Origin of the sequence: Pseudomonas marginalis (assembly GCF_900105325.1) — a bacterium.
Classification (GTDB): Bacteria; Pseudomonadota; Gammaproteobacteria; order Pseudomonadales; family Pseudomonadaceae; genus Aquipseudomonas; species Aquipseudomonas marginalis.
Genome location: NZ_FNSU01000003.1, coordinates 1,982,226 through 1,993,809, shown reverse-complemented (window position 1 = coordinate 1,993,809; position 11,584 = coordinate 1,982,226). Strand labels below are relative to the sequence as shown.

The 11,584-nt window shown below is 62.6% G+C and carries 10 protein-coding genes; 6 read left to right on the top strand and 4 right to left on the bottom strand.

Annotated elements, in window-relative coordinates:
* Positions 1–9: 9 nt before the first annotated feature.
* On the top strand, positions 10–534 hold the full coding sequence (locus tag BLW22_RS18290) for a GNAT family N-acetyltransferase (protein ID WP_143045149.1): 525 nt from the start codon (positions 10–12) through the stop codon (positions 532–534).
* Here the strand turns inward: BLW22_RS18290 and BLW22_RS18285 are convergent.
* Complete coding sequence (locus BLW22_RS18285; protein ID WP_065927026.1) at positions 481–1,686, bottom strand: MFS transporter; 1,206 nt, start codon at positions 1,684–1,686, stop codon at positions 481–483. The genes BLW22_RS18290 and BLW22_RS18285 overlap by 54 nt on opposite strands.
* Before the next feature lie 115 nt (positions 1,687–1,801).
* Between BLW22_RS18285 and BLW22_RS18280 the strand changes: the two genes are divergently transcribed.
* Together BLW22_RS18280 and BLW22_RS18275 are read left to right on the top strand one after the other, a co-directional pair.
* Positions 1,802–2,698 carry a LysR family transcriptional regulator gene (locus tag BLW22_RS18280; RefSeq protein WP_065927027.1) on the top strand — a complete coding sequence of 299 codons (897 nt, stop codon included), beginning with the start codon at positions 1,802–1,804 and terminating at the stop codon, positions 2,696–2,698.
* A gap of 89 nt (positions 2,699–2,787) precedes the next feature.
* Positions 2,788–3,570: a DUF2242 domain-containing protein gene (locus tag BLW22_RS18275; RefSeq protein ID WP_027606248.1), complete on the top strand. Its 783-nt coding sequence runs from the start codon at positions 2,788–2,790 to the stop codon at positions 3,568–3,570.
* 1 nt (position 3,571) lies between these two features.
* Here the strand turns inward: BLW22_RS18275 and aceE are convergent, their stop codons facing one another.
* Positions 3,572–6,232 carry a pyruvate dehydrogenase (acetyl-transferring), homodimeric type gene (aceE, locus tag BLW22_RS18270; protein WP_074847213.1) on the bottom strand — a complete coding sequence of 887 codons (2,661 nt, stop codon included), beginning with the start codon at positions 6,230–6,232 and terminating at the stop codon, positions 3,572–3,574.
* 145 nt (positions 6,233–6,377) lie between these two features.
* On the opposite strand from aceE, the gene BLW22_RS18265 reads away from it, so the two are divergent.
* Both BLW22_RS18265 and BLW22_RS34580 read left to right on the top strand, forming a co-directional pair.
* Complete coding sequence (locus BLW22_RS18265; RefSeq protein ID WP_027606249.1) at positions 6,378–6,854, top strand: MarR family winged helix-turn-helix transcriptional regulator; 477 nt, start codon at positions 6,378–6,380, stop codon at positions 6,852–6,854.
* Between the two features lie 26 nt (positions 6,855–6,880).
* Entirely contained in the window at positions 6,881–7,138 is a 258-nt protein-coding gene (locus BLW22_RS34580; RefSeq protein WP_137212152.1) for a hypothetical protein, read from the top strand.
* A gap of 8 nt (positions 7,139–7,146) precedes the next feature.
* Here the strand turns inward: BLW22_RS34580 and BLW22_RS18260 are convergent, their stop codons facing one another.
* Positions 7,147–8,181 carry an AraC family transcriptional regulator gene (locus BLW22_RS18260; RefSeq protein ID WP_074847212.1) on the bottom strand — a complete coding sequence of 345 codons (1,035 nt, stop codon included), beginning with the start codon at positions 8,179–8,181 and terminating at the stop codon, positions 7,147–7,149.
* A gap of 4 nt (positions 8,182–8,185) precedes the next feature.
* Positions 8,186–9,316, bottom strand: a complete 1,131-nt coding sequence (locus BLW22_RS18255) for a carbon-nitrogen hydrolase family protein (RefSeq protein WP_074847211.1) — start codon at positions 9,314–9,316, stop codon at positions 8,186–8,188.
* 211 nt (positions 9,317–9,527) lie between these two features.
* On the opposite strand from BLW22_RS18255, the gene BLW22_RS18250 reads away from it, so the two are divergent.
* Positions 9,528–11,567, top strand: coding sequence for an NADPH-dependent 2,4-dienoyl-CoA reductase (locus BLW22_RS18250; protein WP_074847210.1), 2,040 nt, complete (start codon positions 9,528–9,530; stop codon positions 11,565–11,567).
* Positions 11,568–11,584 lie beyond the last annotated feature (17 nt).

The following is an 11,584-nucleotide window of genomic DNA, read 5'->3' as shown; positions in this document are numbered from 1 at the left end:
GTTCCAAGCGTGTTGATTCAAGGAATGGATGGCTTGCTGATCCGCCGCGCCAGCGTGGCGGATGTTCCTGCGGTGCTGCAGGTGTTCGACGAGGTGATCGCCTGGTTCGTTGGCAGGGGCAATGCCCATCAGTGGGGCACCGAGCCCTGGTCGGGGTCGCCCCGGCGGGTCGCGCAAGTGGCTGAAGCCTGCGCGTTGCCCGGGGCCTGGGTTGTCGAGGACCCCGAGGGGCATCTCCGAGGAGCGCTGGTGGTGGGCGATCCCATGCCTTATGTACCTTCGGCGACTGAGCCCGAGGTGTATGTGCGCCTGTTGATTGCCGCGCGTGACCCGAGTGTTCGCGGCCTTGGCCGGCGCATGATGGCCTTTGCCGATGACCAGGCCCGCGCAGCAGGAGTCACGCGCTTGCGTGTGGACTGCTACGGCGGCGGGACAGGGGATCTGGTGCGTTTTTATGAGTCCTGTGGCTACCAGCGCATTTCAACGTTCGACTTGGCGGGGTGGCCGGGCCAACTGCTGGGGCGCCGTCTGTGATGCACCGGCCCAGGCCAGCAGCATCAGAAGCACAACCGCCCATGGAAAGGCTGTGACGCCCCAACCTTGAAGCAATACGCCACCCGCCAGGCCGCCACCGGCTATCCCCAGGTTCCACACGGTCACCAGCATGGATTGTGCGGCATCCGCCGACTTGCCCGCCGATTGGGCCAGTGCGGTTTGCAGCAATGCCGGCAAACCGCCGAACGCCAGACCCCATAACGTCACGGCGATATAGATGACTGCCGGCACATTGATCCACAACGCCAGCGCAAGGGCGATCAGGCCAAACAGCGCACAACTGATCAGCAGCAAGGCGCGCAACCACCGGTCAATCAATACACCTGCCAGCCAGATGCTCAGCACTGCCGCGAGGCCGAACACCAGCAGTACTCGGTCAACGTCCGCATCGACCCCTGCGGGCACCAGCAACGGGGCGATGTAGGTGTACAGAATGTTGTGGGCCAGCACGTAGGTAAACGTCACCCATAGCACCGGACGAATGCCCGGCAGGTTCAGCACCTGGCGCAGCCCCAGGCGTTTATCCGCCCGTTCGCCGGCAAAGTCCGGCAGTTGCCAGCGTGCCCAGGCGAGCAGCACCAGGGTCAGCCCGGTCATGATCGCAAAGCTCAAGCGCCAGCCAACGGCGGTGCCGAGGAAGGTGCCCGCAGGTACACCCAGCGACAGCGCCAGGGGTGCACCCAGCATCGCCACGGCAATGGCGCGACCTTGCAGGTGTGGCGCCACCATTCGGCTCGCATAACCCGCCAGCAACGCCCACAGCAACCCGGCGAAGACCCCGGCAAAAAAGCGCGCCACCAGGGTCAACCCGTAATGGCTGGACAGCGCGGTTACGCTATTGACCAAGGCAAAGCCGCCAATGGCCAGCAGCAACAACGGCCGCCTGCGCCAGCCGCGGGTCAGCAGCGTCAGCGGGATGGCTGCCAGCAGGGAGCCAAGGGCGTAGAGGGTAACCAATTGGCCGACCAAGGCGGGCGACACGCCCAGGCCGTCGCCCATCTGCGGCAGAAGCCCGGCGGGCATGGCTTCGGTGAGGATGGTAATAAAGCCGGCGCTGGCCAGGGCCAGTAGACCGCCCAAGGGTAAAGAATCCCGCTGGGCTGATGCGGTGAGTGAAGGGCTGCTGCTCATGACGTTTTATCCAGGTAAAAGGGCAAGCAGGCAGAGTAGGGGGCTGTGGTTGACGGAAAAACAGGCTAAGGTTCCGAACTTATCGGACGCGGATGTCCGTAATTGGAGGCAGATCATGGACAGCTTGGGCAGCCTGTCGGTATTTGTGCAGGTGGCGCAGACGCTCAGCTTCACCGCCGCCGGCCGCGTGCTGGGGGTGTCGTCGTCGGCCGTGGGCAAAAGCATTGCGCGGATGGAAGAGCGCCTGGGCGTGCGGCTGTTTCACCGCAGCACGCGCAGTATCACCTTGACCAGTGAAGGTGCACTGTTCCTTGAGCGCTCGCGGCGGATTCTCGCTGAGGTGGAAGCGGCCGAGCAGGAGCTGACGGACGCCGCTGCAACGCCACGGGGCAAGTTGCGCATCAGTGTGCCGCAGGTGCGCGGCTTGTTGATGCCGGTGCTCAGTGACTTTATGCGCACCTACCCGGAGATCGAGCTGGACGTGGATTTTTCCGACCGCATGGTGGACGTGATCGAGGAAGGTTTCGATGCGGTGATTCGCACGGGCAAGCCGGAAGATTCGCGCTTGATGGCGCGTCATCTGGGCCACTACCAGTTGGTACTCGTCGCCACGCCGGGCTACTTCGCCCAACACGGCACGCCGCAGCAACCACAGGACCTCAATGGCCACGCCTGCCTGCGCCACAAGTTCTGCGCCACGGGCAAGCTCGAGCCCTGGCCGTTGCGCCTTGCCCCGGGGGCTGCGGAACCGCTGTTGCGTACGCCGCTGGTCAGCACCACCATCGAGTCCCTCAAGCATGTGGTGCTCGAGGGCTTGGGCATTGCCTGCCTGCCGGACTACATGGTCAACCAGGCCGTGGACGAAGGGCGGTTGCAACGGGTGCTGGATGATGACCTGGAGCATCGGGGCAATTTCTGGATATTGTGGCCCGGTCGCCATACCTCGGCCAAGCTCCGCGTATTTATTGACCATATGTGCGCCGGGCTTTTCCCTGCAGGCCCCGGCGCGTAACCCTGTGACGTTTTACCGACAGGAATGCGCGCGCCAAGGCCTCGTTCTGTTGCACAATACCGCCCAGACCGTTTTCCTCAGGATTATCAATGTCGACATCATTCCACTTGCGTAGCCTCGGGCTGGCGCTGGTGCTGGCGGGCGCCGCGGGCTGCTCGTCACCCAAGACCGCTATTTATGAACATGAGAACTTCGACGACTCCGGTACATTTTCCCGGGATTACCCGGTTACCGATGTAGCGGCGTGCGAGGCCGCGCGGCGCGCCTTGCTGAGCCAGGGCTACATCATCACCAGCAGCGATCCGAAACTGGTCGTGGGTAACAAGAGCTTCCAGCAGACCGGCGAAACGCACCTGCAGATCAGCTTCAACGTGGTGTGCGCCGATGATGGCAAAGGCAAGAACCACTCGACGATGTTCGCCAATGCCCTGCAGGATCGTTATGCGCTGAAGAAGGTCAACAACTCCGCGAGCCTGGGCGTGGGCGTGCTGGGGTCGGTGTCGATGCCGATCGGCTCTACCGATGACTCGATGGTGAAGGTGGCCAGTGAGACGGTGTCCGCGCCGAAGTTCTACGACCGTTACTTTGCGTTGGTGGATGTGTTCCTGCCACAGGAAGTGAAGAAGGCCGAGCATATCCCCGAGCAGCCCAAGGCCGACCTCGGTGTGCCGGAGCCGAAGGCCGCACCGGCTGCAGAGAAAGTCGAGGCGCCGAAGGAAGAGCCTGCCGCACCGGCTGCCTCGGAGCCGGTTGTGCCCGCGCCTGAGGCTGCACCGATTGCGCCGCAGGCCGAGCCCGCACCCGCTGCCACCACGCCGGACCTGCCGCCGCCGACAGAAGCGATTCCGCCCCTGCCGACGCCTGCGCAGTAAATCAAACCGCTACGGGGTCGGCCTTGTCGACGTTGATCCCGTAGCGTTTGATCGCTTCACTGACCTTGTCGCGACCGATCACGCCGTCATCCGCCAGTGCCTTCAGGGCAGCCAGGGCGATGAAGTGGCGATCCACCTCAAAGAACGCGCGCAAGGCTTCCCGGGTGTCTGATTGCCCGAAACCATCAGTGCCCAGTGCGACAAAGCGTCGGCCCGGCACGAACGGACGGATCTGATCGGCGAACAGCTTCACGTAATCCGTCGCCACCACCACCGGTCCCGTTTGCCCGGCCAGGCATTGCTCGACGTAGCTCTCGCGTGGCTCACGCTCGGGGTGCAACAGGTTCCAGCGCTCCACCGCGTGCCCGTCACGGCGCAATTCGGTCAGGCTGGTCACGCTCCATACATTGCATTGCACGGCAAAGTCGTTGGCGAGCAGGTCGGCGGCGGCGATCACTTCGCGCAGGATCGAACCACTGCCCATCAGTTGCACCTTGGCGTGCTGGCTGCCGCTCAGGCGGTACATGCCTTTAACAATGCCATCCTCCATACCTTCGGGCATTGCCGGGTGCGGGTAGTTTTCGTTGAGCAGGGTGATGTAGTAGTAAATATCCTCCTGTTCGACATACATACGCCGCATGCCTTCGCGAATAATCACCGCCAGTTCGTAGGCAAAGGTCGGGTCATAGGACACGCAGCACGGAATCATCGACGACAGGATATGACTATGGCCATCGTCATGCTGCAGGCCTTCGCCCATCAACGTGGTGCGCCCGGCCGTGGCACCCAGCAGGAAACCACGTGCCCGTGCATCGCCCGCTGCCCAGGCCAGGTCGCCGACGCGCTGGAAGCCGAACATCGAATAGAAGATGTAGAACGGCACGGTCATCAGGCCGTGATTGCTGTAGGACGTACTCGCCGCTATCCACGAGGAAATGGCCCCGGACTCATTCAGGCCTTCCTGCATGATCTGTCCGTCCTTGCTCTCCTTGTAATAGCTCAGTTGCCCGGAGTCCTGTGGGGTGTAGAGCTGGCCGACGGCAGAGTGGATACCGATCTGACGGAACAGGCTTTCCATGCCGAAGGTGCGTGATTCGTCCGGCACGATGGGCACGATCAGCTTGCCCAGGTGCGGGTCTTTCAGCAGGGTGCCGAGGATGCGCACGAAGGCCATGGTGGTTGATATCGCGCGCTCGCCAGTGTCCTTGAGCTGAGTGGCGAAGGCGCTCAGTTCGGGGATCTGCAACGGTTCGACCGCCGTGTGGCGCGCGGGTACATAGCCGCCCAGGGCCTGGCGACGCGCGGCGAAGTAACGGGCTTCTTCGCTGTCGGCGGTGGGCTTGAGGTACGGAATTTCAGCGAGTTGCTCATCGGGCACTTCCAGGCCGAAGCGGTCGCGGAAGGCTTTGACGGCATCGGCGCCCATCTTTTTCAGTTGGTGATTGATGTTCTGGCCTTCGCCGGCTTCGCCCATGCCAAAGCCCTTGACGGTCTTTGCCAGGATCACCGTTGGTTGGCCGCTGTGGCGTACGGCGGCAGCATAGGCGTTGTAGACCTTGTCCGGGTCATGGCCGCCCCGTGAGAGTTTCCAGATATCGTCGTCGGACAGGTCTGCAACCAGTGCCAGCAACTCCGGGTATTTGCCGAAGAAATGTTCGCGCACATAGGCGCCGTTCTGGGATTTGTAGTTCTGGTAGTCACCGTCCACGCACTCCATCATGCGCTGGCGCAGCAGGCCGCCGGTGTCTTTTTCCAGCAGCGCATCCCAGCCACCGCCCCAGATCACTTTGATCACATTCCAGCCGGCGGCGCGGTACAGGCTTTCGAACTCCTGGATCACCTTGGCATTGCCGCGTACCGGGCCGTCCAGACGTTGCAGGTTGCAGTTGACCACGAAGATCAGGTTGTCGAGTTTCTCGCGCCCGGCCAGGGAAATGGCGGCCAGGGATTCCGGCTGGTCCATTTCGCCATCACCGAGGAATGCCCAGACCTTGCGGCCCTGGTGTTGCTTGAGGTCACGAAACTCCAGGTAGCGCATAAAGCGCGCCTGGTAGGCCGCCGTGATCGGCCCGAGGCCCATGGACACGGTGGGGAATTGCCAGAAGTCCGGCATCAGCCGTGGGTGGGGGTAGGACGAAATGCCCTCGCCACCGGCTTCGCGGCGGAAGTTATCCAGTTGTGCTTCGCTGATGCGGCCTTCGAGGTAGGCACGGCCGTAGATGCCTGGCGAGGAGTGGCCCTGGATGTACACCAGGTCGCCGTCGAAGTTGTCGGTGCGGCCACGGAAGAAGTGGTCGAAACCTACGTCGTACAGCACAGCGGCTGACGCATAAGTGGCGATATGCCCACCCACACCGGAGTGTTTGCCTGCACGCAATACCATGGCCATGGCGTTCCAGCGGATAAACGCGTTGATACGGCGTTCGATGACCAGGTTGCCGGGGTAGGGCAACTGGCGTTCCACCGGGATGGTGTTGACGTAAGGCGTGGTCACCCGCCCGTAGAAATCACCATGCCGCGCCACGTCGAAATCCAGCAACTGATCGATCAGGTAATGGGCGCGCGGGCGACCTTCGGTGGACAGCACCGATTCGATGGACTCCAGCCACTCGCGGGTTTCCTGTGGATCGACGTCGCGTCTGACTACGTTATTCGGGGTCATGTGAGGCTCCAGGGTCGGCGGATTTCAAGTGGCGGGCTCCTTGTGGGAACGTCGTCAATGTTGTTGCAATTGCAACTACATGGCCGAATCTAGCGCGGGATGAGCTACTATTGCAACCTTCTTGAAATCCGCCGGATGGTGTTGCATGTCGTCGAAAGAGCCTGATGTATGGTTCCGTTTTGTCAGGGCCCACAGGACGGTCATCCGTGAAATCGAGCGCCGCCTGGCGGCCGCCGACTTGCCGCCTTACGCCTGGTACGATGCACTGTGGGGCCTTGAAAGCGGCCCCGAAGGCACCCGCCGCATGCACGAATTGGCCGATGTGCTGGCCATCGAGCGCTATAACCTCACGCGCCTGGTAGATCGCCTGGAAAAGGACGGCCTGGTGCTGCGTTCACGTTCCGACGGCGATGGGCGCGCGGCCTTTGCGTCGATCACCGATGCCGGCCGGGCGTTGCGTAAAAAAATGTGGAAGATCTACGAAAGTACGGTGGACGAGTTGTTCCTGTCGCAGATCGAACCGCAGCAGCGCCAGGCGTTTGCCGAGGCGTTGGAGCGTACCGCCGGGATGGCGGTGGAGGCGGGTGTCCAAACCCGTGGTCGACGCAAGTCTGAAACTTGATGCATTCCATTTCAGTGCATCCCTGATTGCAATCGCGCCTCAAAACCCCGGTGCTAAATCCGCACAACGCTGCTACGTTTAATCCTGGAGTGCAGGAACGTCATGACGTCGACATTTTTTCGTCATCACGGCACTTTAGGCTGGCTGTGCAGGTCATTTATCTGCAGCCGCTTTTAATTCAAAACAAGGAGCCCACCATGGACGAATACCAGGAAGAACTGCTGGAGTACCAGGCCTTTGAACTGGATCCTCTGGATCCGGCCGATGACGCCACCGAGCTGTAAGACCGACTTCAGGCGGAATGCCGCTGACTGCGGCGAAATTCCCCTGGGGTCTGGTTGTTCCATCGCCTGAACGCCCGTTGAAACGCCTGGGCCGAGGCAAAACCGAGCAAGTAGGCGATTTCGCCGAATGCCAGTTCCGTATCGCGAATGTAGGTCATGGCCAGGTCGCGGCGGGTATCGTTGAGAATCGCGCGAAACTGTGTGCCTTCTTCGGCCAGTTTGCGGCGCAGTGTCCAGGTCGGCAGCTTCAAGCGTGCCGCCACTTCTTCCAGGTCGGGTTCCCGGCCGCCATTGAGCATCGGCCCGAGCAACCGGGTAATGCGCTCGCGCAGGCTGCGGGTGCGGGTCAACTGCTCCAGTTCCCGTTCACACAGTTGCAGCAACAGGTGCCAGGTACTCGGACAATGCTGCGGGTTGCGCAGGGCCAGGGTTTGCTGGCTCAGGCGCAGTTGATTGGCGTCGGCGCCGAACTGGATCGGGCCATCGCCCAGCACCGCGTACTGTTCGCTGTAGTCCGGCGCTTCAAACTCGATTTCAATCCGCTGCGCCTGCACCGTTTGCTGGGCCAGGCTCGACAGTTGCTGCAGCCAGCCGGCGATGATCGAGTCCACCACGAAGCGGTTGTAGGCGTTATAGGGGCTGATGGAATAGAAACGCAGCCAGGCGCCTTCGGCGTCCTCGTGAAAACTTGATTGGCCGCGATAGTTGGAGCCGTACAGCGCCTCGAAGCGGGTCAGGGTGCGCGCCGCCTCACGTACGTTGGGTGCCTGGGCGGCGGTGACCCCGGCCAGCCCGGCCTGGCTCAGGCGGCTGAGCTGGCCCATGCGCAGGCCCAGGCCGGGGGCGCCGGTGAGTTGGATGGCCGCATGGCCCAGGCGCATATAACGGGGGATCGACAAGCGTGCACCCGCTTCGGCGAGGCGCGCGGGGTCGAGGCCGTATTGCAGCAGCAGCGGTTGCGGGTCGAGGCCGTGGCTGTGGATCGCGTCGGCCAGAGTGTGCACGAAGCCCACCGACAAATCACCCAGGCGCACCGGCTTCACGGGGTTACAGCCAGATATTCAGCAGGCGCGCACCACGGGCGTCGCCGTCGGCGCTGATCTGCCCGTAGCTGCTGAGAAAGCTGTGCCCGGCCGTGCCCAGGTCCCAGAACTGCCCACGCAGGAATACGCTCATGCCAGCGGTTGCCTGGCTGACGGGTTGCTGGCTGATCAGCGTCAGGCGCCGCCAGGCCTCACCTTCGCTGAGTTCTTCAGGCTTGAGGCTGATTTCCGGTGGCGTGGACACGCTCTTGAAGCCGCGCCATGGTCGATCCCAGGTATCGCGACCCAGCACAAAGGCCGGTACCGCAATCAGTTGCGCACCTTGCTCGTTGAGCTTGCGATAGTTGTCCGGGTACCAGCTGTCACTGCCGACCAATACGCCGAGGCGCCCGGCCGGGGTGTCGACCACGCTGACGATGTTTTCGTCACCGGGTTCGATAAAACCGCGTTCATCGTAGATCGGATAAAGCTGGCGCTGGGGATCACCGAGGGGCAATCCGTCCGCCGCGAACACCACGCTGGCGTTGTACAAGGCGCCATGGCCGACCTGCAGTTGGCCCTGGCTGACGCTGGGGTTGGGCAGGGCGATGGAGCCGGCCACCAGCGTGACACCAAACTCCTTGGCCAGGCCGCCGAACAGCACCTGATAGTCCCGCGCCATGCCGGAGGCTTTCATGCGCAGGTAGGCGTCATCGGTGCGGTTATCGCCGGTTGCGCTGATCCAGGCACGGGCAAACAGCAGCGGGTTGCTGACTGACAGCCAGTTCATCGCATCCTTCACGTGCAGCGCCTGGTACACCTCATTTTTTTCACCGGTCAACATCAGCCAGGTGCCGATATGTTCAGGCAGCACCACGATGGTTTTTTCGTTGATCAACCCCTGGTCCCGGGCATTTTGCAGATAGGCCGCGAGCTTCAGGTGCAGGCGTTCCAGGCTCTGGTAATCGGCGGGAAACAGCTCCGGCTGGATGCCCAGCAAGTTGCCGCGATCGGCGGGCAGGCCTTCGTTGACGGCGAGGGTGATGCGCAGGTCCGACAGGTAATGCCCCACGGGGCGCTCCTGGGTCCAGACCAGATACGCGGCGACTGCGGCAACCAGGGCCATGGAGACGGTAAAAGCGAGAAGTTTACGCATGGGGCAACAGACAACAGACCGGGTGCAGGGTTCGCGACTAGGGTAGGGCCCCGGCAGCGGCTTGCCAAGGGGCGCTGTGCATTTGGATCAATAACTTGTCAGTTTCAGTCATTGAGCCGTCGTCCACCGCCTCTTAGTCTGTGGGACATAAACCGATGGGGTGCCATTCGAGCCCTCCACGTCCCGTGATGATCCGTTGTGGAGCTGTACCATGACCGCTGCTGCCTACCCGCACCTGCTGGCCCCGTTGGACCTGGGTTTTACCACCTTGCGCAACCGCACCCTGATGGGCTCGATGCACACGGGCCTGGAAGAAAAGCCCGGTGGGTTCGAGCGCATGGCGGCCTACTTTGCCGAGCGCGCCCGTGGCGGCGTGGGCCTGATGGTCACTGGCGGCATTGGCCCGAATGATGAAGGCGGGGTGTATTCCGGCGCGGCCAAGCTCACCACCGAAGAAGAAGCGCAGAAGCACAGGATCGTCACGCAGGCCGTGCATGAGGCGGGCGGCAAGATCTGCATGCAGATCCTCCACGCCGGCCGTTATGCGTACAGCCCAAAACAGGTGGCGCCGAGTGCGATCCAGGCGCCGATCAACCCGTTCAAGCCCAAGGAGCTGGACGAGGAAGGCATCGAGAAGCAAATCCAGGATTTCGTCACCTGCTCGCTGCTGGCCCAGGTCGCCGAGTACGACGGCGTGGAAATCATGGGTTCCGAAGGTTACTTCATCAACCAGTTCCTCGCCGCCCACACCAACCACCGCACCGACCGTTGGGGCGGCAGCTACGAAAACCGTATGCGCCTGGCGGTGGAGATCGTGCACCGCGTGCGTGAAGCGGTGGGCCCGAACTTCATCATTATCTTCCGCCTGTCGATGCTCGACCTGGTGGAAGGCGGCAGCACTTGGGAAGAAATTGTGCAGTTGGCCAAGGCCATCGAGCAGGCCGGCGCGACCATCATCAACACCGGCATCGGCTGGCACGAAGCGCGTATCCCGACCATCGCCACCAAAGTACCCCGTGGCGCGTTCAGCAAAGTCACGGCCAAATTGCGCGGTGCGGTGCAGATCCCGCTGATCACCACCAACCGCATCAACACACCGGAGATTGCCGAGCAGATCCTCGCCGAAGGCGATGCCGACATGGTCTCGATGGCGCGGCCTTTCCTCGCCGACCCCGAGTTCGTCAACAAGGCCGCCGCCGGCCGCGCCGATGAAATCAACACCTGCATCGGCTGCAACCAGGCTTGCCTGGACCACACCTTTGGCGGCAAGTTGACCACCTGCCTGGTCAACCCGCGGGCCTGCTATGAAACCGAACTCAACTACCTGCCGGTCAAGCAGATCAAGAAAATCGCCGTGGTCGGTGCCGGCCCCGCAGGCCTGGCCGCCGCCACCGTGGCGGCTGAGCGTGGCCACCAGGTGACCTTATTCGATTCGGCCAGTGAGATCGGCGGCCAATTCAATATCGCCAAGCGCGTACCGGGCAAGGAAGAGTTTTTCGAAACCCTGCGCTACTTCAATCGCAAGTTGCAGACCACCCACGTCGAGCTGTGCCTCAACACCCGTGTCGACACCGCACAACTGGTGGCGGGCGGTTACGACGAGATCGTCCTGGCCACCGGCATTGCGCCGCGCACGCCGGCGATTCCGGGCGTTGAAAATGCCAAAGTGCTGAACTACCTGGACGTGATCCTCGAGCGCAAGCCGGTGGGCAAGCGCGTCGCGGTGATCGGCGCCGGCGGCATTGGTTTTGACGTGTCGGAATTCCTCGTGCATGAAGGCGTGTCTACCAGCCTCGACCGCGAAGCGTTCTGGAAAGAGTGGGGCATCGACACCCAGTTGCAAGCCCGTGGCGGTGTGGCCGGGATCAAGCCGCAACCCCATGCCCCGGCCCGTGATGTGTTCCTGTTGCAACGCAAGGCTTCCAAGGTCGGCGACGGCCTGGGCAAGACCACCGGCTGGATCCACCGTACCGGCTTGAAGAACAAGCGCGTGCAGATGCTTAACAGCGTCGAGTACCTGAAGATCGACGATGACGGCCTGCATATCCGCATCGGTGCCGAAGGTGAGCCGCAGCTGTTGGCCGTGGACAACATCGTCATCTGCGCCGGGCAAGACCCGCTGCGCGAGTTGCAGGACGGCCTGGTCGCCGCAGGGCAGAACGTGCACCTGATCGGCGGCGCCGATGTGGCGGCCGAGCTGGACGCCAAGCGCGCCATCAACCAAGGCTCACGGCTCGCCGCCGAGCTGTAAGGCGACGCAAGGGGCGG